Raw genomic sequence first — 21,940 nt, forward strand, 5'->3', positions numbered from 1 at the left:
AATTTTGTTGTTTATTAATTGCACTGTTTCCGTAAACTGCGACGTAATATTCTCGGGTCGCCGTCCGGGATCGCTGCGGGCGGATGCTTTCCGCGAAATACGGGCTGCGGGACCAGAGAGCGTCCAAAATGATGCAAAATCACCACAAGCATTTATGTCGCATTACACGGATTTTGTGTCAAAAACAGTACCTTTGAAAACAACAATTAACTATAAAAAAAGCCTTCAGCATCCCAGAAAGGGACGAGAAGACTCGCGGTACCACCCTAATAAATTTAAATAATTAAATTCACTCGAAATTCGTAACGTGAATGAACCGTCCATTTCTACTAAGCTGCCTGTTCGAATGGATACTCGGGAGTGATATTCTAAAAGCATTTCTGCATCAGGCTTCCACCATGCCCTGACTCGCTTAACAGACACCTTGCTTTTTTACTGTCTCCGTCATCGTACGTTCTATTATTATCAAGAACTATGTGTAAGAATTATATGCATAAATTGCCCTATCGTCAAGGCTTATGATTTATTTTCTGCATATTCCAGTTCTTCGCCCATTTCCTCGTTGAACACTTTATCCCAATCATCGGTTCCAATCATATCTAACTGAGCCTCAACAAGCATTCTTAAACGTGTCCGGAAAACTTTAGCCTGTTTTTTCAATTCCTCTACTTCCAATGAAATGCGGCGGGATTTATCTAGTGATTCGTTAATAATCCGGTCAGCATTTTTCTCTGCTTCTTTAATAATCAATTTGGATTCCTTTGTTGCATTGCCTTTTAATTCCTCGGCGGTTTCCTGAGCAATAAGAATCGACTTGTTTAGTGTTGTTTCAATATTAGTAAAGTGCCCAAGCTTTTCATTTAATTGTTCAACCTGTTCTTTTAAATCTTTTTTCTCACGGATAACGATTTCATAATCCTTAATTACCTGGTCTAAAAATTCATTGACCTCATCCTCATCATATCCGCGAAAACTTCTTGTAAACTCTTTATTGTGAATATCTAACGGCGATAATGGCACAAAGGCCACCTCCTTACGAATAATTGCATAAAATGAAAATATAATAGCTTATTACGTTATGATTCGACATGAAACGAAAAGTTCCTGCAAAATAGGTTAAATTATTTTAAAACGGCAGTAGAAATTTTCCATTTTTCTTTTTTCGTTTGTCCGTTTATGCTGCTTAATTTACTTCTGCCTTTCCCACGAACGGAAATGAGATCCCCCTCTTGCAAAACAAAAGCAGGATCTTCTACTACTTTATAATTTACTTTAACTAGATTTTTCCTGATGTAATCGACTGAATCTTTTCTTGATACATGATATATTTCCTTCAACACAGCATCTAATCGTAATGATGAGACAGTTTTATCTGATGCTATCCAATTTTTTTCAACCTCTACAAGCTGGGAAAGCATTTTTTCTTCCAGCTTAATTTTGGCCTTCTTTATAGATGTAAGATTAGCACTAACAAACGGGGCAATATCATTAGCCATGAGAATTTGTAAAATGCCATTGCCAACAAATATATCGCCAAGCTTTTTCCGCTTGATCCCAAGAGATAAAAATGCCCCCATCACATCCCTATGGGTTAGGGTAATAAATTTATCCTGATATGTTGCTTGCATTAACGTTAGGTCGAACTTATCATCCGTAATTTCTTCATAAAACGGGGCTAAAAGCGTTCGTTTTCTTTCGGTATGTATTCCCCCGCCAAAAACATGCAATACAACATCATTGTTAGTGCCGATTAATATGTCCATAATTTGCTGCTCTCTTGGGTCGAGAAAGTCGGTAAGCTTATTTTGATACGTTTGTTCTACCTGTTCCTTCCACGATAGTACCTTATCTATAAAGGGTTGTTCTTCCTTGCGAAAATGCTGATAAATATCCATCATACACTACCTTAAAATAAAATCATTTTAAAAAGCTCAAGCAGCCCCATTCTTGCTAAATACAGAACAAAAATTGCTACGATAGGGGACAAATCAATCATTCCTAATGGGGGAATAATTTTACGAAATTGTTCTAAGTATGGTTCGGTTATTCTGCCTAATAGATTACCAAATGCTGATTCCCGTGCTCCCGGAAACCATGACATAAAAATGTAGACAATCAATGCATAGCTATATATTACAATAGCAGTATCTAAAATATTCCATAATTGGACCATAATTGGCTACCACCCTCTTTCAAATTCATTCTCATCTGCAAATGCTTCCGAAATCGTACCAGAAACATCGACATTATCCGGCACACATAGGAATGTTTGTGTTCCAAGCTTCTGAATGTCACCGTTAACGGCGTATACAGTCCCGCTCAAAAAATCAACAATCCGTTTTGCCTGATTGTGATCAACGCGCTGCAGATTTATGACAACTGCACGTCTGTTCACGATGTTATCCGCTATTTCCTGGACTTCATTGTACGATCTTGGTTCAGAAAGCACCACCTTAGATGAAGGCTGCTGCATACTCTTTAAATTTACTACATTTTGCCCTTTTTGACTTCTTCTTTGCGGGATTGATGTTTCCTCTGGTAAATCAATTTCTTCTTCTACATATTCATATTCATCATCCATCGTAAAAAATGTTTTAATTTTGTTCTTAATGGTCATGATTTCACCTCACTCGTATTCAGTCCCAACCAATTTCGACCCAATGCGGATGTGTGTAGCACCTTCTTCAATCGCAATTTGGTAATCATTACTCATTCCCATTGATAAAAACTGGCATGGTGCATGCTCAAGATTTTTATCTTGGATCGTTCCCCTTAATACCGCTAAATTTCTAAATGTATTCCTAATCATCGCCTCATCCTTAACATGGGGTGCCATTGTCATTAATCCGACTATACGGATATTTTCATAGTTATCTATACTTTCAACAAATGGCATGACCTGTTCGGGAGCAAGTCCATGTTTCGACTCCTCTCCACTTACATTTACTTGAACAAAACAATTGATAGGTTTAGCTGCACGTTTGTTAATCTCTTTTGCTAACGATTTACGATCAAGCGAATGCACGGCATCAACCTTATCAATTACATCCTTCACCTTCCTGGATTGCAACGTCCCTATGAAGTGCCATGTTGCTCTGTTTTGTATGGTATTATACTTTTCCAATAATCCTTCTAGACGATTTTCACCAAGATTTTTAATGCCAGCTTCAATCGTTTCCTCTGTTCGTTCTATTGTAACATATTTCGTTACACCAATAATTGTAATTTCCCGAGGATTGCGATTGCACCTTTTGCAGGCTTGTCTTATGTTTGTGCGAATTTCTTCAAGGTTTGCTGCTACAGTCACTCTTTCGTTCTCTCCCCTCTAGCATTGTCAAGGTTTATACCCAATATACCCCAGCATTCTTCCGGTTTTACCTTTATCCCTGCGGTGTGAAAAAAATAACGATTCATCACGTAACGTGCAAAAATTTGTTACCTCTATATTATTACGTAATATCCCGCATTGCAAAAGGATTTCCACATTTAACTGTTTTAAATCTAACAAATAATGATGATGTTTTGTTTTAACTGCGGTTTTTTCCGCCAATTCATTAGGTATATGACTAATGACATGCTCATCCACTTCATACGATTCCTCTGAAATACAAGGACCAATAGCTACTAAAAGATTCGCGATATCGACTCCCGAATGCTGCAGCTTTAAGACCATCTTTTCAGCAATGCGATTCACGGAGCCTTTCCATCCAGCATGGGCAATACCAATATAGTTAGATACTGGATCAAAGAAAAACAATGGAACGCAATCTGCAAAAAAAGCCGTACACAAAATACCAGCTTGATTTGTTATCATCCCATCAATACCTTTTAATGCGTCCTGGTATGAAACTGCCCCTTTCCCTTTATCAGGAATTCCAATTTCTTTTACCTGATTAGAATGAATCTGCTCCCCGGACACCCAATCATTTAGAGGAAATTCGATTTTGTTTGCTAATTGCTGTCTGTTATTCAAACAATCGTCATAATCATCTGAAACGTGCAGGCCCATGTTTAAGGATTGAAAGGATCCTTTGCTGTAACCGCCATTTCTAGTTGTAAAACCAACACGTAAATTCGGATTTAGATCCTGCCAGCTTTTTATATGTAAATAGGATATGTCCTTCTGAATAAAGGCCTCACTCATTTTCATGCCCCCTGTTAGATGTGCTTGTATCATTTTATCATAATTTGCGCCTTGAGTACTATTTCACTTCATTTTGCAAATATAATTGTGGCGAATTTTCACTTCTTCTAACTAAAATAACATCAGAGCCAATCGTAACAATTTGCTCCCAGCGAATAGCTATTTCATCTATTTTTCCAAACAATCCCGCTTTTTTCCCCATTATGATCAATGAAAGTATTTTACCATTATCAACATCAAGTTCAAGATCGAAAATATGACCTAACCGTTTACCATCTTCCACAACAATAATTTCTTTTACCTGCAATTCAGACAGCTTCATCATATTCCTCACCCACCTTATTATAAATATATATGCAGGTGTACAGGATTTTTTCATATGAAATTTGGCACAAGAAAAGGGACAGGTTGTTTCCTGTCCCTTTAAGCATTGATTATACCGCTGACCAGATATGGCTTATTCAAACATCTGTTTATTCATTTGCTGAATGGCGGCTTTTTCCAATCTTGATACCTGCGCCTGTGAAATACCAATTTCATCGGCAACTTCCATTTGGGTTTTTCCTTGGAAAAATCGTTTATTTAATATCATTTTTTCTCTTGCATTTAATTGGATCATGCCCTCTTTCAAACTAAGCTTATCAAGCCAGTTTTCATCTTTATCCTTGTCATCACTTAGTTGATCCATGACAAAGATGGGATCACCGCCATCATTATAGATCGGTTCAAATAAGGATACCGGATCCTGTATAGCATCCATTGCAAATACGACATCAGAATGAGGTACACCCATCTCATCTGCTATTTCCTGTGGTGTAGGTTCTTTTGAAGTTTTGTTAATCAATTTTTCTCTCACCTGAAGTGCTTTATAGGCAATATCGCGTAATGATCTTGAAACTCTGATCGGGTTATTATCCCTTAAGTATCTTCTGATTTCACCAATAATCATTGGTACAGCATACGTGGAAAATCGAACATTATGTCCAAGGTCAAAGTTATCAATTGATTTCATTAATCCGATACAGCCCACCTGAAACAAATCATCCACGTACTCCCCTCGATTATTAAATCGCTGGATAACACTTAAAACAAGGCGTAAATTCCCATTAACAAGTTCTTCCCTGGCGGATATGTCCCCCTCCTGCATCTTAACAAATAGCTTTTTCATTTCCTCATTCTTTAAAACAGGTAACTTCGATGTATCAACACCGCATATCTCTACTTTATGTCTAATCATTCTGTTCTACCCTCCCAGTTGGAGATGCTGTTCTTCATGGACAGTATCTCCCCCTGAAAGGATTTTTATGCAGTCATATTTATGCTGAAAAAAGTAAAATCATGTCGATAATCTAGTGTTTACAAGGCTAAACCATTTTATTAAATTCTTTTTTTAAGCGCCTAATAATTTTCTTTTCCAAACGTGAAATATACGATTGTGAAATTCCAAGCATATCAGCCACATCTTTTTGCGTTTTCTCTTCCTCACCAACTAAACCAAATCGCAATTCCATAATCTGCTTTTCCCGATCATTTAATGTTGACAGTGCATTTTTTAACAAATGTTTATCCACATTGCTTTCAAGGTTCTTTGTAATTACATCGTCATCTGTTCCCAGTACATCAGATAAAAGCAATTCGTTTCCATCCCAATCTATGTTTAACGGTTCATCAAATGAAATTTCCGATTTTAATTTATTATTTCTTCTAAGATACATTAATATCTCATTTTCAATACATCTTGATGCATATGTTGCAAGTTTAATTTTCTTTTCAGGATTAAACGTATTAACCGCCTTGATCAATCCTATTGTTCCGATACTGATCAAATCCTCAATGTTAATCCCCGTATTTTCAAATTTACGTGCAATATAAACAACTAGACGAAGATTTCGCTCAATCAGCATCGCCCGCGCACCTTTATCACCCTTTGGCAAGAGCTCAAGAAGTTCTTGCTCCTCTGTTTTGGATAATGGTGGTGGTAACGCTTCACTTCCCCCGATATAATAAATTTCATCAGATTTAATTCCAAGCTTGATTAAAATATTATACCACCATAAACGCATCCGCAGTTTCCATTTTCTCAAATTTTATCTCTCCCTTTTATGCTGTTTCAACAGCTGCTAATTTTATGATTTGTGGATGAAGTAAACAATGATAACGCCGATCATTCGTTAAATCCGCGAATTGAATTCCAATCAAAATTTTTCGTGTAACTATTTTTTTTGAATCGTAATAGATAATTAAATTGTCAGGCTTAATCGCCAGCATAAATGTTCGTCTGCCCTCTACACCTTGGTATGGGACAATCTGAATTCGTTTCTCCCAATCGCCGGGAATTTTTTCAAAGTCCAATTCTTCATGTGCAGTTTTTAACCGACCCCATTCATCTTCAGAGAACCATTTTTTTAAAAACTGTTCATCACAAATGATTACCGGTTTCTTTGTCAATGGATCGACTAATTGGTTCCCACTGTCAATATATCCAGTAGTAGAATTGGTTTGGTGATTGATTTGAATCGTCACAGGATAAAGCTGATCATAACGAATTTTTTCTGTGGCATGCTTGTCCATACGAATCTTCGTAAACCACCAAACTACTGGAAATCCGATAACAACAAATAGCCAGCTGACTGGATCGCCGTAGCCTGCGTTATACGTGAGTATACCTGATGCTGAAAAGCCAATCGGATTTTGAAACAAAAAATGTAAGCCTACTAATCCACCCCCAATAGCAAAAGTAGTGAAATAAAATAACAAAAGCATTTTTAACGACTGATAAAAAGAATAAAACTTAAAACTGCATAAAATAATAATTATCGAATAAAGTAATTTTCCGATAACTGTGGTAAAAAATGATTCTGGAAAATAGAGTGTTAAAGGTATGAGCAAGGAAGCGATAAATGCTCCAAACATTATTCTAATTTTACTCGTACTGTCTTTTGCCAAGATTTGCGCTAGCATGAGAAGCATCATATCCAATAGGAAATTCAATACCCAAACAGCATCGAGATAAATAGTCACCATACTCTTCCTTTCCTCATAACCACCCAGGAACCTATTAACTATGTAGACATTCAGAAAGATTACCTGAGTTAAAGAAAGTATACCGAACTAAATAGGCAAAGTCTGTCACTTCTTGTCTGCATAAAAATGCTAATTTTAACAAGTTTTTAGGGAGTTTGTCGGAGAGTCAAATACGAGGAAGACTTGTTCTTGTGTTATAGGAAACCTGGGTGCAATGTTTTAGCGCCAGAGCTGAAAATAGCATACAGTTACAATCAATACAGAGAAATTCACAAAAAAAGGGTCAAACCGATTAAATCTATCAGTTTGACCCATTTCATCTATAATCCTATCTGTTGCGATTACGGTTACGTAAAAATGTTGGTATATCCAGAGTATCGTCTTCCTGTTTAGAACGCTGCTGCTGTTGCTGATTCATGGTATCCCTTTGAACATCATCATTCATTGTTGTCGCAGCGTGTTGTTTATGATTGATGATTGGACGTTGTTTCGGCTGATTATCAACCTTTTGATTTTCATCAAACCCAGTAGCAATTACGGTTACAATAATCTCATCTTTTAAGTTCTCATTAATGACGGAACCAAAGATAACATTTACTTCATTATCAGCAGCTGATGTTACCAGATCCGCAGCTTCCTGAACTTCATATAGGCTCAAGTTAGTTCCGCCAGTGATATTCATAAGAATCCCATGCGCACCATCTATTGACGTTTCTAATAATGGTGATGAAATTGCTTTTTTAGCAGCTTCTGTTGCACGATTTTCTCCTGTAGCAACACCTATTCCCATTAATGCGGAACCTTTGTCAAACATAATTGTTTTAACGTCTGCAAAGTCAACGTTAATTAAACCCGGTTTGGCGATTAAATCCGAGATACCTTGTACACCTTGACGTAAAACATTATCTGCTTCACGGAATGCTTCAAGCATTGGGGTATTTTTGTCAACAATTTCTAATAAACGATCGTTTGGAATAACAATCAATGTATCAACACTGTTTTTTAATGCTTCGATACCAGAAATTGCTTGAGTAGACCTTCTTCTTCCTTCAAAAGAAAATGGACGTGTAACGACACCGACTGTTAATGCTCCGAGATCTTTCGCAATTTGTGCAATAATTGGAGCAGCACCAGTACCGGTTCCTCCACCCATTCCAGCTGTTACAAATATCATGTCAGCACCTTGAAGTACTTCTTCAAGCTGCTCTTTGCTTTCTTCAGCAGCTTTTTTGCCTACCTCGGGATTAGCACCAGCGCCTAATCCGCGGGTAAGTTTACCGCCAATTTGCACTTTCACTTCTGCTTTAGATAGATTCAAAGCTTGTGCATCTGTGTTGACAGCGATGAATTCTACACCTTCAACACCATGTTCAATCATGCGATTAACGGCATTATTTCCGCCGCCACCGACACCGATCACTTTTATTGTTGCAAGCTGGTCCATATTTGTATCAAACTCTAACATAAATCGTTCCTCCTAATTTGTGCAAAGTTACAAGTTTACTAGAAGTTAAGTAATATCATATCACAATATGTACAAGCCTCTCACTCGTGTTTATGTGATAGGGAACGCTGTCTAATCAAAAAAATACTTAAACAAATTAGCTATTCCGGATTCCTTTTTCTTCTTTTCAGTATGTTCTTCTGGTTGTGGTTGTTTCTTGGTTCGTTTTGGTTTTGGCTGCTCATACGAATTTACAATCACAGATGGAAGTAATTCTTTTCCTTGTATTTTCGCATTTCGATAGGCAAATTGCAAGATTCCAACCCCCGCAGTGAATTGCGGTTCTCTTACACCTATGTAATCCGGTATTGCCATTCTAACATTTGACTGGAATAAATCCTGCGCTAATTCCAATACACCAGGCATTTTCATTGTACCACCTGTTAGAACATAGCCGCCTGGTAATTCGTGGTACCCCATTCTTCTAATTTCCCGTTCTGCAAATGCATATATTTCTTCCAGTCTTGCTTCAATCATATCGGCAATCTGCAATTGATTATAGGTTTGCGAGGTATTACTGCCGATAATCGATGCTTCAAATGTTTCATCCTCTCTGGCATCATCGAAGAAAGCATGGCCATGATTGGTCTTAATATCTTCTGCTTCTTCTGTCGATGTCCTTAGTCCGATAGATAAATCCTTTGTAATATTGTCCCCGCCTAGCGGAACAACACTTGTAGATACCAGGTGATCATTTTCAAAAAGTGATACAGTTGAACATCCGCCACCGACATCGATTAATGCAACGCCAAGATTTTTCTCATCTTTAGACAATGCGATAGATCCTGCCGCAAGTGGCTGCAGGCAAATATCTGAAATTTGTAACCCTGCACGTTCAACACATTTTAAAATGTTATGTAATGCAGTTCTTGAACAAGTGATAATTGTCCCTTCCATTTCTAAACGGACACCTATCATACCTCTTGGATCGTTAATTTCATCCAATCCGTCAACAATAAATTGCTTTGGTATGACATCAATGATTTCCCGTTCAGGCGGAATTGATATAACTTTAGCAGCATCAATTACTCTTGTTATATCTTCGTCGCCAATTTCTCTATTCTCACTTTGTACCGCTACAACCCCGTGACAGGTTTGCAATTGTACATGATTGCCATTAATACCTACGACAACACTATCAATTTGCATCCCTACCATTCTTTCAGCTTGTTCAATTGCATTTTTTATTGAGTGTACGGTTTGATCTATATCAACAATAGCACCTTTTTTCATGCCATTTGATTTCGCGCTACCAACACCAATAATGTTCAGTGAATCATTCAATACTTCTCCAATAATAACTTTTATTTTTGATGTACCTATGTCTAGACTTACTAGTATTTCACTGTTGTTGTTCAAAGAAAGGCACCTCCAGTTTCAGACGAATCCGATAATTTTCAGAATATATAATCAGATCGTTTTACGTCTACTTATCTATTATAGTATTATAATTAATAATTCTATAGGAATAAACAGAAAAAGAAAATATATTATTGAAATAATTCAACAAAAAATGGTTAATTCCTTTTATTTTTCCTCTGTTTTTTTCCTTTTCTTCATAAAATAGCGTTTTTCTATTAAATATCTTCGTATTAGCGCTATATTTTGGAATAATCGAACGCCGAATGCGAATACAGCTGCCAGGTATAAATCAACACCCAATTGTACACCTATGAATGCTAAAAATGCTGCCAAAGAAACATTAAAGAAAAATCCGCTTATAAATACCTTGTCATCAAATTTCCCCTCTAAGTGTGCACGGATTCCGCCAAGTAATGTATCAAATGCTGCTAGGACAGCTATCGAAAGGTAATCCGTGTATTCTTCTGGAATTCTGATATCTGTCAATAATCCCAACACGATACCAAATAGTAAAAAAACAAAAGGTAGCCACATTTTTATTCTCCGTTCGCATCCTCAGCCTCTAGCAGGTGAATAGATTCTAAATGAATGTCTTGGTCATACTTAGGTAATACGATAGTGTCTTTGGCTTTGCCCAGCAAATTAATATTTTCAATAGCAAAATAATCACGTATGGAACTATATTCCACGTAGCTTAGAAGTTTTTTTGGGTCTTCCGCCAACACTTTTATTTCAAAAGGAAGCGGTGGTAATGGATGGTTATTCACATAAATATTTCCATTTACATTTCGTATCGGCGTAATACTGATTACCCGTTCATCTGCTATTGAAATATCTGTTGCACCATACTTATTTAATTCATTAATTAACCGGGATAATAATTCTTGTGTCAATACAGGATAAACCTGCACATCAACATCTTTCATGCTTTCCTGGAATAATGGTTCAACCTTGAAAACCACACCTTTTCCTTTTTTTTCGGTTAAACCAGCCTCTTCCTTTAATTGCTGTACAGAATTTTTTAACGTTTTCGTCGTTTGAGTAATCGAGTCATATTGGTATTGATTAATAATTTTTTCAGCTTGTTGAATATTGGCATACAGTTCCTGTTGTGTTTTCTGCTGTTTTTGTATGTCTGCCCGAAGTTCCCATGTGTCCCTTGTATCCCGTTCCTTTGGTTTCTGAAAGGATTGAAATTGCACGGCAATCATAAAACCCGCAAGAAGAAATACGAGCAATACGATCAGATTATATTTTGATTTCATGTAATCACCGTTCCCCCGCAATGTTAGCATCCATTTCCAGATCATTGACCTTTTTAATATTCACTTCGATATTTTCACTTTCCAGCTGATCCTTAACACCATTTGTCAAGGTTATACTTGGAAATAACACCTCAGGATCTCCGATTGCACTAATAATAAAAGGAGCAGGATATTCCACCCCATCAACAGATATTACTGGTCCGATACAAGCTATAAAAGAATCCTCCATTATACGTTGTCCATTTATTGCGACTGCTTTTGCACCGGCACTAAACAATTCGTTAACAACTTTGTGTATGTGACTTTCGTGCACAATATAATTATTAGCATTTTCCTCATTTGGAATATAATTGGCATCGTTTAAGGCAACTTGAACACCATCACCAGCCACAGCCAATTTTCCGGTTAATAGTTGCAGCTGCTTTTTTTGATCAACATATTGACCAACCAATTCTTCTTTACTTGAGAGCTCTGCTTCCAGGTCCTGTATCTTTTGCATTTTCGCATCTAATTCTTCTCGTAATTCTTTATTCTTATCAACTAAGTCGATTGCCTGTTTTCGATATTCATAGTTCTTTTCCCATTTTTGTTCAGATAATTGAACTACTTTCGGATCGTCTTTTGCTTGTTGATAACTGTAGGCAACTAAAAACCCGGAAACGAGTAGAATTAGTGAAATAACCACGTGTCTACCCTTCAGTTTCATCCTCTATCTCCTCTTCTGCCGATTCCTTTTTATCAAATGATTCAAAATAAGCACCTACCCCAATATGGATTATCCCTTTACTTTCCGGTTTTAATTGAGCGACGATAGATGGATAAACCTCCATTTTTTCTGCAAATTCCCGAATAGTACCGTCAACAATGTATCCATCATTCATGTATAATACAATTTTTTTCTTATTTTCATCCGAGGGTACCCAATGAATCTCTGAAATAATATTTAATATACTACTCGGTAATTTCTTTAATTCGTCTGTCATTGACTGCAATACTTGTTTATCTGTAAAGTTTAATAATAGAGGCGCATCACCGTTTACCGTTTTTTGTTCAAGTGAATCCAGCAGCTGGCCATTGCCTAATATAGGGTAATATTGATTATCCTTATTGATGTAACCAACTTTCTTATATTCTTTTATATTAATCTTAACTGTCCAGGGAAGCTTTTTGTCTATGCTGACTGATTTTATTACAGGATTTTTACTAATAGCTTGTTTGATTTCTTTCTCATTTATTGTCCAGATGTTTGTGTCATTCATTAGATTACTTTGTTCGATTATCTCAGTATCATGTACAAATGTATTACCATTTACTTGGACCGTTTTTACATGACTTAATGGAGATTGTAAATAAACAATGACAGCTATCAACAGGAAAAAAATAGAAAGATAAAAAATTAAGCGTCTATTTGCCTTTTTCTTACGGGCTTGTTTCAATTTTGGAATACGGTCTTCAATCGAAACAATGTTTTTTTTGCTCATTCCTATTTCTTCCTTTATCTAAAATTTAACAAATGAAACGGCACTTTAATAAGTGTGCCGTTTCGCAATGTTACTTGAATTATATCATAACTTGTCCAGAAGCATGTAGTACATATTACCTAGTTTTTTCTATTTCAAAAATTACAGATTATGTAATTATATTTAGAATACACGTTTAATAAAAATTTAGTACACTATTATTACGTAGTTTTGGTAACTGTGACGTAAATACTTGTGGTGATTTCGCTTCATTTTGGATGCTCTTTGGTACCACAGCCTGCTAGTAAGTGTATTTATAACGTAATCATGATTTCTTAAAGATATTATAGATACGTTATATTTAATAATTACAATCTATGTAAGTACCGATATATATTAATTCCACTGCACTAGTCCGGGTGAGTGGAGGGCGGTGACTCCTGCTCAGAAAAGCACGAGTCCGAAGACACCAAAGAGTGGGTTTCTCGAGGAGACTGAGGCCGTGCCCTAAGGTGCGCATCCGTCCGGAGCGATCCCGGACGGCGAACCGAGAATATTACTTCGCATTTTACGTCCAATGTGTAATAAAAACGTATCATTAACCAGTCTTGTAATTTGACATTCTATATCGAGGAATATCTGCTTACATTTAATAAAATACCTACTGAACAGAGGGTTAATGTCAGCGACGATCCTCCATAGCTTAGAAAAGGCAACGTTATACCGGTTACTGGAATCAGCCCAATTACAACACTTATATTTATCATAACCTGTATGGTTAACATCGACACAATTCCTAAAGCAAGAAAACGTCCAAATTGATCTGGTGCACCGAGTGATATCTTTATCCCTCTCCAAAATAGAAGTGCAAACAAAACTAGCACAAAGGTTCCACCGATAAAACCCAGCTCCTCACCTATTATGGCAAAGATAAAATCGGTTTGCGGTTCAGGTAAATAAAAATATTTTTGTAAGCTTTCTCCAAGACCAAGTCCCATCAAGCCACCCGGTCCAATCGCATAAAGAGATTGAATGATTTGAAAACCATCACCTAGTGGGTCCTGCCATGGATTTAAAAATGCTGTAATCCTGGCAATCCGATACGGTGCTGAAATAATTAGAAATAAAAATCCAACCAAACCAAGGAATGCTAGTCCAAAAAAATGGGAAAGCCTTGCACCGGCAGTATAAATCAATGCCATACAGGTTAAAACCAGCACTACACCAGTACCTAAATCTGGCTGAAGCATAATCAAGCCAAACGCTGTAAAAACCAGTAATAACGAGGGAATAAAACCTTTCCGTAAAGAAGTGATATATTTTTGATTACTCGCTAAATATACAGATAAAAAGATGATCAATCCAAGCTTCATAAATTCAGAAGGCTGAATACTGAATGCTCCAACACCTATCCAGCTTTGCGCACCGCCACGCGTCATCCCAACACCTGGAATTAACACAAGCAACAACAATACAAAACAACTTAGTAAGATAATTTTCGCATACTTCTTCCACGTTCCATAGGGAATCATCATGATAAAAAACATTGCCGCAACACCAGCACCCGTAAACAGGAGCTGCCGCTTTAAATAATAATACATATCATCATACTTATAATCCGCCCAGACATAGGATGAACTATAAACCATAACGACACCAACTACGATTAAAGAAAGAACTACTACAAGCAATGTATAGTCAGGCGCATTTTGATGCTTAAACAGATTCCGAAACAAAAGAAACACCCCAATCCATAATTGAATAGGGGCGTTATCACTATTATTTTGTTCACAGGTTAAAGAAATTAATCCAAGCAATGGTCACCATTCCGTTCTTTGGCTCCTTACACCTGGTATTTATAAGACAAGCCCCTACACTAATGTATGCACAGTTTGAATAAACATGTCTCCTCTTTCCTCAAACGTTCGATATTGGTCCCAGCTGGCACATGCTGGGGATAATAATATGACATCGTTAGGGTTTGATAATTGGTACGCTTTTTTCACAGCGTCCTCTACATTTTCTGCAGCTTCGACCGTTTCAATTCCTGCTTTTTCAGCGACTTCCTTAAGCTTTTCTTTAGTTTGACCAAATAGCACAGCTGCCTTTACATTTTCTAAATGAGGTAATAAGTCATCAAATCCATTCCCGCGATCGAGTCCGCCAGCTAACCATATCGTTGGCTGTTTAAAAGATTGCAACGCTTTTTGAGTGGCCAATATATTAGTCGCCTTTGAATCATTATAAAATAAGCGATCATTCATTTTCTCCACATATTGCAGCCTGTGTTTTACACCTGAAAATGTGGTTAAAACCTCGTATATACCGTCATTTGTAGCACCACTTAATTTCGCGGCACCGACAGCAGCCAGAATATTTTCCAGATTGTGTTCCCCGACAAGAACGATATCCTGTCTAGCCATAATTTTTTCATTTTTGAAATAAATGCTTTCTTCATCAGCCCAAACCCCATGTTCCTGCCGGCGTTTTACTGAAAATGGAACTCTCGCAGCCTTGGCATTAGCAACCGCCTCAACTACAACTGGTTCCTCTGCATTGTATACTAAGTAATCATGATTCGTTTGGTTTTTAAAAATATTGCACTTCGCTTCTTTATAATTTTCAAATGATTTATGATAATCGAGATGTGCCTCAAAAATATTTAACAACACAGCTACTTTCGGCTTAAATTGTTGAATTCCCATCAGCTGAAAAGAAGAGAGCTCCAAAACCATTTTTTCATCAGAACCAAGTGTTTGTGCAACTTCAGTAGCAACAGTTCCAATATTTCCAGCCATTTTTACAGGCTGTTCACTTCTTTTCAGCATTTCAGCAGTAAGCATCGTAGTAGTCGTCTTGCCATTTGATCCCGTTATTCCAATAATTGAACTTTCAACTAGATTACCCGCAAGTTCAATCTCCGTAATGATTGGAACACCACGTTTTGCGGCCTCTGCTAATACAGGATTTTCATATGGAATACCAGGATTTTTTACGATTAATTCAATGCTTTCTAAAACAGAAAGAGGATGGGAGCCGACAATAACTTCTGCCCCCATCGTTGTTAATTCCTTAACAATCTTATCATTTTCGTCGGTTTTCATATCATTCACACGAACGTGTATGTTATTTTGCAGGAGCAATTTAGCTGCTGCGGTGCCACTTTTAGCTAAACCTAAAACAAGTACATGTGAATAAGGAAAGTTTGTCAATTTTTTCAAGTTAACCACACCTCAATGTATATGCCAAGAGCTGCAAAAATAAGTCCTATTAGCCAAAATGTCGTTACCACTCGCCATTCGGACCACCCCAATAGTTCGTAATGATGGTGTAATGGGCTCATTTTGAATACCCTTTTTCCAGTTGTTTTAAATGAAATAACTTGGATGATTACCGAAAGCGTCTCTATTACAAATACCCCACCAATAATAACTAAAATAATCTCCAGCTTCGTTAGTATTGCTATTGCCGCAATTGCCCCGCCAAGAGCAAGTGACCCTGTATCACCCATAAATACCTTTGCAGGGTGGGCGTTGAATACAAGGAATCCTAATAATGCACCAACCACAGCTAACGAGAATACAGCTACCTCATGCTGCGGAAATCCATACCAAGCTAATATACCGAATGCGCCAAATGCGATTGCAGCTGTACCGGCTAACAACCCATCCAGCCCATCGGTTAAATTTACTGCGTTAGAAGATCCAACTAACATAAAAATGATTAAAAATGCGTATCCCCAACCGAGTTCCCATTGAATATTCGTACCAGGGATTTGAATATAAGTCGGAAAATCGTTAGCACGTAAAATAAAATAAAAAACAAGCGCTATAATCAGCTGTCCTAGCAGTTTTTGTTTAGATGTTAAACCAAGATTTCGTTTCATGGCTACTTTTATAAAATCATCAAGAAAACCAATAATTCCATATCCAAGGATAACAAAAATCAAAAGCCAAATTTCATAGCCAATCTGCTCAGCATTCGTTTTATTTATCATAATCAATGAAGTTATAATGACACTAATAACAATCATGATACCGCCCATTGTGGGGGTACCTGTTTTTTTCTGGTGGGATTTTGGTCCCTCTTCCCTAATACTTTGTCCAAACTTTAATCGTCTTAAGAACGGAATTAAAATTGGTGATAACAGGACGGTAATAAGAAATGCTATCGCTATGGTTAAAATTAATACGGTAATATTCACTGTTTCTCCTCCTCTTGCAGCATCCGTCCATAAATTTATGGCTGTATAATTTCTTTTACAAATAATTCAAATTGCATTCCCCGGGACGCTTTAAATAATAGTAATGTATCCTCGTTTAAATAGGCATGCAGTTCATTCAATAACGCTTCCCTTGTGTTAAAATGCCTGCAAATAATTGGTTTATTTTGCTTTTGAACTGCTTTGGAAATTATTTCTGAATCATTGCCAAAAGTAAAGAGTGCTGTAATTGGTGAATCGATTACTTCTGCAACAGATTGATGTAACGTTTTAGCATGTTCACCTAATTCAAATATATCTCCTAGCACAAGAACTTTATCGCTAAATCCGGTCATTTGCTTAACCACTTCAATCGCTGCTTTCATTGACGTAGGAGAAGCATTATACGCGTCATTTATTACGGACACATTATGTTTCCCTTTTAACATTTCAAAACGCATGGAAGTAAGCTCAAGTGATAACAAAGCTTGCTTAATGGTGTCTCTTGTTATGCCTAATCGTTTGCCAAGTGTAATTGCATAGGAAGCATTTTTAGCGTGATGTTTTCCTAACAAGGCAATAGTATATTCGGTACCATCAGAAAGGTTAAAGACCGTTTGATCATGCTGAATAGACACCTCTTTAATTATTACATCATTATTGCTTGAAAAACCACACGTTATAACATGATCGCGCTTATGTACTTGCTTTAACAGTTGTTCATCGCCATCAATGATTAAAATCCCATCCTTTTTAAGTCCGCTGGTAATTTCAAGCTTTGCTTTTGCAATCCCTTCTCGTGACCCTAAAAATTCAATGTGTGATTCCCCAATATTCGTAATAATAGCTGCATCGGGTCGAGCAATAGTCGATAATTGTTCTATTTCGCCAAAATGATTCATACCCATTTCAAGTACAAGTACCTCTGTTTGTCTATCCATTGCAAGAATCGTTAGTGGCATTCCTATATGGTTATTAAAATTGCCATCCGTATAATGAGTCCTATACTGTGATTTTACCACAGCCGCCACTAAATCTTTTGTCGTTGTTTTACCGTTTGAACCTGTTATTCCAATTACGATTGGATTGATTTCTGTTCGATAAACAGCTGCAAGTTTCTGCAAGGCAATTAAAGTGTCATCAACTAAAAATACCGGAAAATCTGTTGGCAAAAATTCCGGCAAATTTTTGCTTTTGTCCCAGATCACTGCCACGGCCCCATTATCGAACGCTTGTTTTATAAAATCGTGCCCATCAAAGTTATCACCAATTAATGGAATAAATAATCCCTTTTTCGTTTTCTTTCTGCTATCTGTTGTAACTTCATCAATTGGTATTGTATCTGGTGCAGCTCCTTGATATTCTGTAAATGTATTGGATATCCATTCTGTTGTAAATAGCATACTTATTTCCCCTTACTTAGAATTGCTTCTTTCGCAATTTCTCGATCATCGAATTTATATTTTACGTTGCCAATCTGCTGGTAGGTTTCATGTCCTTTACCAGCAATTAATACTATATCATCCTCTTTCGCAAGGTAAACCGCTTGGAAGATAGCCTGTTTACGATCTGCAACCACATCATAATGCGTATCGGTTAAATCTTGTGTCATATCATCCAAAATAACTTGCGGATCCTCTGTCCTTGGGTTGTCGGACGTAAATATGGCGTAGTCAGCATACTTTAATGCGATAGCAGCCATTAATGGCCTTTTCGTCCGATCCCGATCACCTCCACAGCCAACAACCACATAAATGTTTCGCTTGGCAAAGTCTTTGATCGTTTGCAGGACGTTTTCCAAAGAATCCGGTGTATGTGCATAATCTACTATTGTCGCAAATGGTTGACCCACCTGCACTGGCTCAAAGCGTCCACTTACTCCAGGTATGATTTCAAGCGCACTTTTGATAATGGATATTGGTACACCTGCTGCAATTGCTGCTGCACTCGCAGCAAGCATATTATAAACATTAAACATTCCAATCAGTTTACTGTTTACATGGACATTTCCAATAGGTGCATCTAGTGTAAATGATGTACCAGTAATATCTAATCGTATGTTTTTTGCCTTCACTAGAGCATCGTGGTTATTACCATATGGAATAACATACTGTGCTGTACTCCTTTTTAGTTTTTCATAGTGCGGATCATCCATATTAATAACAGCAAACTTTTTTCTTCCGTTGTCATAGGTATTCCCTAATTGCGCGAACAGCAGACTTTTTGCGTGTAAATAATCATCCATATTTTTATGATAATCAAGATGATCCTGTGTAAGATTGGTGAAAATGGCGATGTCGAAATCACAGCCATAGACCCTGCCCATATCCAGTGCGTGTGAGGAGACCTCCATTATGGCAACCGATACATTCTTTTCTTTCATTTTCCTAATGGTTTTTTGCAGAAACAATGCATTTGGGGTTGTATTCGGTACTGGATACGTTTCATTCCCTACTTTTAATTGAATGGTTCCAATTATTCCTGTTTTCACTTGTAATTGATTAAAAATAGTTTCTAATAAATACGTTGTTGTTGTTTTCCCATTAGTTCCAGTAACTCCGATTAGCGGAAGTTTTGCCGATGGGAAATCAAAAAACTTTGCCGTTATCATCGCTAACGCGCGCGATGTGTCAGGAACAATTATTGTTGGAACGAATAAATTTAAATTTCTTTCCGTCAAAATTGCACCAGCGCCATTATAAATTGCCTCTGCGGCAAAGTCGTGTCCATCTACCCTAAAACCCCGTATGCAAACAAACAAATCCCCTGGTTTAACTTTTTTTGAATCTATTTCGATATCATTAATTTCAACGTCGTTATCTGCGAGTGTTGCAGTATCATAGAATGGTAATACAGAAATAATTTCTGATAATTTCATATTAATCATCCTATCCTTAATAATATCCCACATATGTATTCTAAACGATGTCAATTTTTAAGAGGGTGGATTCACCCTCTTTTTAATTTTCACGAATAATAACACTAACTAATTATACCAAAGATTTAGTCGGAATTATTGTCCTTTTTACCAGATAAATAAATTCTGATTTTTGAACCAGGTTCAACTTTAGTACCTGGCTGCGGTGCTTGATTAATAATAGTGTCTCCCGCACCGCTTGTTTCAATGGATAGATTAGTCATATATTCCGTTAATTCGCTTTTCTCTAAACCAATTAAATCAGGTACCTCTATTTTCGGTTGCTCTGGCCACATATATTCCTTATCTAAGCCACCTTCTCGTTGCTTCACTCCAAGGGCTCTTAAGCTGTCTCCAATTATTGTCCCAACGATAGGTGCTGCAACAACACCACCAAATTGGACTGTATTCTTTGGATTATCAATTGCTACATATACAACTATTTCTGGATCATCGGCAGGTGCGAAGCCAATGAATGACACGACGTAATTGTTTTTCAAATAATGTCCATCCGGCCCTACTTTCTGAGCTGTACCCGTTTTCCCTCCAACCCGGTAGCCGTCAACGTATGCTGGTCGACCGGTCCCCTTCGCAACAACACTTTCCAAAGCAAGTCGCACTTCTTTTGATGTTTCTTGGGAAATTACACGCTCTTTCATCGTGGGTTCAATTTTTTCAACGGTTTCTTCTGTCCTAGGGTCGATCCATTCTTTGGCAATATGCGGTTCATATAAATAGCCGCCATTGACAGCCGCAGCTACTGCCATCACTTGCTGTATCGGCGTAACCGAAACTCCCTGCCCAAATGCTGTTGTTGCAAGTTCAACCGGTCCAATATTCTCTGGCTTGAATAAAATCCCGTTTCCCTCTCCTTGCAAATCGATACCTGTTTTCTTGCCAAATCCAAAGTCTTTAATATATGAAAACAGCTTTTCCTTGCCTAATTCCATCCCCAAATTGACAAAACCGGGGTTACAGGAATTTTGAACAACTTCCAAATATGTCTGATGACCGTGTCCACCACTCTTCCAGCAATGTAGTTCTGTACCTCCTACTGAAATATCACCATCATCGTTAAACACATCATTTTTTAGATCTACTGTATTTTCTTCCAATGCAGCAGCTAATGTTATAATCTTAAACGTTGAACCTGGCTCATACGTACTCCAAATAGGTAAATTCCGGTTGTATATCTTTGAATCCACCTCTTGATAATTTTCTGGATTAAAATTTGGTCTGGATGTCATACCGATGATCCCCCCCGTATCAGGATTGACAGCAACGGCTAGTGCCCCATCCGGGTTATATTTGGCAACAGCTAAATCAAGTTCACGTTCCATAATGGTTTGAACCTTTGTATTGATTGTCGTTTTTAAATTCAATCCATCCTGCGGTGATTTATATATATCGGCAAGATCCTCAAGCTTCTTGCCTTTAGCGTCAGAATAGAATGATAGACTTCCTTTATCACCACTGAGCTTATCGTTATAATAGAGTTCCAGCCCCATTAATCCCTGATTATCAATACCTGTAAACCCTAATACATGTGCCAGATTGTTTCCGTTTGGATAATTGCGTTTTGAATCCTTGGCAAGATAAACACCATCCAAATTAAGGGTTCGTATTGCTTCTTCTTGTTCCTTAGATATTTTTCTTCCCTCCGGATGAACTTTTACCATCGATTCCTTTTGTGTAACGTATTCATATGCTTTATCAACCGTCATATCCAATATTTTAGCTAGCTGCTCTGCAGTTTTTTGCGGATTTTCAATTTGCCTTGGAACAAGCATGACAGAAGGGGCAGAGACATTCTCAGCTAAGATCTCGCCATTTACATCTAGTATATTCCCTCGCTCTGCTTCAAATGTTATATCCCTTGTCCATAAATTGTTCGCCTTTGCCATTAATTGATCGCCAATAACAAATTGCACATAGCCAAGACGAAAATCAATTATCGCGAGTATAAGTAAACCACAAAGAAAAACAGTAACTATTCGCTTTCTAACCGTAACAGCAGATACACGTTTCATCTTCCATCCCCTTTTCATAGGTAGGCTTGTATC

22 protein-coding genes and 1 other annotated feature are annotated in these 21,940 nt (G+C 37.4%); all 22 genes read right to left on the reverse strand.

Annotated elements, in window-relative coordinates; genetic code table 11:
• Window positions 1-236: 236 nt before the first annotated feature.
• Window positions 237-457 (reverse strand) — a binding site (T-box leader).
• Window positions 458-516: 59 nt separating this feature from the next.
• Entirely contained in the window at window positions 517-1,020 is a 504-nt protein-coding gene (locus IEV74_RS06065; protein ID WP_188454469.1) for a DivIVA domain-containing protein, read from the reverse strand.
• Window positions 1,021-1,121: 101 nt separating this feature from the next.
• Window positions 1,122-1,895 carry a YlmH family RNA-binding protein gene (locus IEV74_RS06070; protein WP_188454470.1) on the reverse strand — a complete coding sequence of 258 codons (774 nt, stop codon included), beginning with the start codon at window positions 1,893-1,895 and terminating at the stop codon, window positions 1,122-1,124.
• Between the two features lie 11 nt (window positions 1,896-1,906).
• The gene (locus tag IEV74_RS06075; RefSeq protein ID WP_188454471.1) at window positions 1,907-2,173 is read right to left on the reverse strand and encodes a YggT family protein; all 267 of its coding nucleotides are present in this window, start codon (window positions 2,171-2,173) and stop codon (window positions 1,907-1,909) included.
• 6 nt (window positions 2,174-2,179) lie between these two features.
• Window positions 2,180-2,617, reverse strand: a complete 438-nt coding sequence (locus IEV74_RS06080) for a cell division protein SepF (RefSeq protein ID WP_188454472.1) — start codon at window positions 2,615-2,617, stop codon at window positions 2,180-2,182.
• Between the two features lie 9 nt (window positions 2,618-2,626).
• Entirely contained in the window at window positions 2,627-3,307 is a 681-nt protein-coding gene (locus IEV74_RS06085) for a YggS family pyridoxal phosphate-dependent enzyme (protein ID WP_188454473.1), read from the reverse strand.
• A 27-nt stretch (window positions 3,308-3,334) separates the two neighbouring features.
• On the reverse strand, window positions 3,335-4,144 hold the full coding sequence (gene pgeF / locus IEV74_RS06090; protein ID WP_188454474.1) for a peptidoglycan editing factor PgeF: 810 nt from the start codon (window positions 4,142-4,144) through the stop codon (window positions 3,335-3,337).
• A gap of 58 nt (window positions 4,145-4,202) precedes the next feature.
• Window positions 4,203-4,469: a YlmC/YmxH family sporulation protein gene (locus IEV74_RS06095; protein WP_188454475.1), complete on the reverse strand. Its 267-nt coding sequence runs from the start codon at window positions 4,467-4,469 to the stop codon at window positions 4,203-4,205.
• A 132-nt stretch (window positions 4,470-4,601) separates the two neighbouring features.
• The gene (sigG, locus tag IEV74_RS06100) at window positions 4,602-5,381 is read right to left on the reverse strand and encodes an RNA polymerase sporulation sigma factor SigG (RefSeq protein WP_099158004.1); all 780 of its coding nucleotides are present in this window, start codon (window positions 5,379-5,381) and stop codon (window positions 4,602-4,604) included.
• A gap of 127 nt (window positions 5,382-5,508) precedes the next feature.
• Window positions 5,509-6,228 (reverse strand): RNA polymerase sporulation sigma factor SigE, encoded by a 720-nt coding sequence (gene sigE, locus IEV74_RS06105; RefSeq protein WP_188454476.1) that lies wholly within the window; start codon window positions 6,226-6,228, stop codon window positions 5,509-5,511.
• A gap of 16 nt (window positions 6,229-6,244) precedes the next feature.
• Window positions 6,245-7,168, reverse strand: coding sequence for a sigma-E processing peptidase SpoIIGA (gene spoIIGA / locus IEV74_RS06110; RefSeq protein WP_229683076.1), 924 nt, complete (start codon window positions 7,166-7,168; stop codon window positions 6,245-6,247).
• 328 nt (window positions 7,169-7,496) lie between these two features.
• A complete protein-coding gene (ftsZ, locus tag IEV74_RS06115; RefSeq protein WP_188454477.1) occupies window positions 7,497-8,633 on the reverse strand; it encodes a cell division protein FtsZ in 1,137 nt (378 codons plus the stop codon).
• A 111-nt stretch (window positions 8,634-8,744) separates the two neighbouring features.
• A complete protein-coding gene (gene ftsA / locus IEV74_RS06120; protein ID WP_188454478.1) occupies window positions 8,745-10,031 on the reverse strand; it encodes a cell division protein FtsA in 1,287 nt (428 codons plus the stop codon).
• Between the two features lie 168 nt (window positions 10,032-10,199).
• Window positions 10,200-10,568 carry a small basic family protein gene (locus IEV74_RS06125; RefSeq protein WP_188454479.1) on the reverse strand — a complete coding sequence of 123 codons (369 nt, stop codon included), beginning with the start codon at window positions 10,566-10,568 and terminating at the stop codon, window positions 10,200-10,202.
• Window positions 10,569-10,570: 2 nt separating this feature from the next.
• Window positions 10,571-11,299, reverse strand: coding sequence for a DUF881 domain-containing protein (locus tag IEV74_RS06130; RefSeq protein ID WP_188454480.1), 729 nt, complete (start codon window positions 11,297-11,299; stop codon window positions 10,571-10,573).
• 4 nt (window positions 11,300-11,303) lie between these two features.
• Complete coding sequence (locus IEV74_RS06135) at window positions 11,304-12,005, reverse strand: DUF881 domain-containing protein (protein WP_188454481.1); 702 nt, start codon at window positions 12,003-12,005, stop codon at window positions 11,304-11,306.
• Window positions 11,989-12,780 carry a cell division protein FtsQ/DivIB gene (locus IEV74_RS06140; protein WP_188454482.1) on the reverse strand — a complete coding sequence of 264 codons (792 nt, stop codon included), beginning with the start codon at window positions 12,778-12,780 and terminating at the stop codon, window positions 11,989-11,991. Before IEV74_RS06140 ends, IEV74_RS06135 begins: the two co-directional genes overlap by 17 nt.
• A gap of 602 nt (window positions 12,781-13,382) precedes the next feature.
• Complete coding sequence (spoVE, locus tag IEV74_RS06145; RefSeq protein ID WP_188454630.1) at window positions 13,383-14,483, reverse strand: stage V sporulation protein E; 1,101 nt, start codon at window positions 14,481-14,483, stop codon at window positions 13,383-13,385.
• Between the two features lie 147 nt (window positions 14,484-14,630).
• A complete protein-coding gene (murD, locus tag IEV74_RS06150) occupies window positions 14,631-15,980 on the reverse strand; it encodes a UDP-N-acetylmuramoyl-L-alanine--D-glutamate ligase (RefSeq protein ID WP_188454483.1) in 1,350 nt (449 codons plus the stop codon).
• Window positions 15,977-16,963 carry a phospho-N-acetylmuramoyl-pentapeptide-transferase gene (gene mraY / locus IEV74_RS06155; protein ID WP_188454484.1) on the reverse strand — a complete coding sequence of 329 codons (987 nt, stop codon included), beginning with the start codon at window positions 16,961-16,963 and terminating at the stop codon, window positions 15,977-15,979. Before mraY ends, murD begins: the two co-directional genes overlap by 4 nt.
• A 35-nt stretch (window positions 16,964-16,998) precedes the next feature.
• Window positions 16,999-18,363 carry a UDP-N-acetylmuramoyl-tripeptide--D-alanyl-D-alanine ligase gene (locus IEV74_RS06160; protein ID WP_188454485.1) on the reverse strand — a complete coding sequence of 455 codons (1,365 nt, stop codon included), beginning with the start codon at window positions 18,361-18,363 and terminating at the stop codon, window positions 16,999-17,001.
• 2 nt (window positions 18,364-18,365) lie between these two features.
• Complete coding sequence (locus IEV74_RS06165) at window positions 18,366-19,838, reverse strand: UDP-N-acetylmuramoyl-L-alanyl-D-glutamate--2,6-diaminopimelate ligase (RefSeq protein WP_188454486.1); 1,473 nt, start codon at window positions 19,836-19,838, stop codon at window positions 18,366-18,368.
• Window positions 19,839-19,963: 125 nt separating this feature from the next.
• On the reverse strand, window positions 19,964-21,907 hold the full coding sequence (locus tag IEV74_RS06170) for a stage V sporulation protein D (RefSeq protein WP_188454487.1): 1,944 nt from the start codon (window positions 21,905-21,907) through the stop codon (window positions 19,964-19,966).
• Window positions 21,908-21,940 lie beyond the last annotated feature (33 nt).

Origin of the sequence: Virgibacillus oceani (assembly GCF_014638995.1) — a bacterium.
GTDB lineage: Bacteria > Bacillota > Bacilli > Bacillales > Amphibacillaceae > Virgibacillus_E > Virgibacillus_E oceani.

Bases quoted from the DNA above. Each gene is read 5' to 3' on its own strand.
- IEV74_RS06070 (WP_188454470.1), bottom strand. From the start codon at position 1,895: ATGGATATTTATCAGCATTTTCGCAAGGAAGAACAACCCTTTATAGAT.
- IEV74_RS06075 (WP_188454471.1), bottom strand. From the start codon at position 2,173: ATGGTCCAATTATGGAATATTTTAGATACTGCTATTGTAATATATAGC.
- IEV74_RS06080 (WP_188454472.1), bottom strand. From the start codon at position 2,617: ATGACCATTAAGAACAAAATTAAAACATTTTTTACGATGGATGATGAA.
- pgeF (WP_188454474.1), bottom strand. From the start codon at position 4,144: ATGAGTGAGGCCTTTATTCAGAAGGACATATCCTATTTACATATAAAA.
- IEV74_RS06095 (WP_188454475.1), bottom strand. From the start codon at position 4,469: ATGATGAAGCTGTCTGAATTGCAGGTAAAAGAAATTATTGTTGTGGAA.
- sigG (WP_099158004.1), bottom strand. From the start codon at position 5,381: ATGATTAGACATAAAGTAGAGATATGCGGTGTTGATACATCGAAGTTA.
- spoIIGA (WP_229683076.1), bottom strand. From the start codon at position 7,168: ATGGTGACTATTTATCTCGATGCTGTTTGGGTATTGAATTTCCTATTG.
- ftsZ (WP_188454477.1), bottom strand. From the start codon at position 8,633: ATGTTAGAGTTTGATACAAATATGGACCAGCTTGCAACAATAAAAGTG.
- IEV74_RS06125 (WP_188454479.1), bottom strand. From the start codon at position 10,568: ATGTGGCTACCTTTTGTTTTTTTACTATTTGGTATCGTGTTGGGATTA.
- IEV74_RS06130 (WP_188454480.1), bottom strand. From the start codon at position 11,299: ATGAAATCAAAATATAATCTGATCGTATTGCTCGTATTTCTTCTTGCG.
- IEV74_RS06135 (WP_188454481.1), bottom strand. From the start codon at position 12,005: ATGAAACTGAAGGGTAGACACGTGGTTATTTCACTAATTCTACTCGTT.
- IEV74_RS06140 (WP_188454482.1), bottom strand. From the start codon at position 12,780: ATGAGCAAAAAAAACATTGTTTCGATTGAAGACCGTATTCCAAAATTG.
- IEV74_RS06160 (WP_188454485.1), bottom strand. From the start codon at position 18,363: ATGCTATTTACAACAGAATGGATATCCAATACATTTACAGAATATCAA.
- IEV74_RS06165 (WP_188454486.1), bottom strand. From the start codon at position 19,838: ATGAAATTATCAGAAATTATTTCTGTATTACCATTCTATGATACTGCA.
- IEV74_RS06170 (WP_188454487.1), bottom strand. From the start codon at position 21,907: ATGAAACGTGTATCTGCTGTTACGGTTAGAAAGCGAATAGTTACTGTT.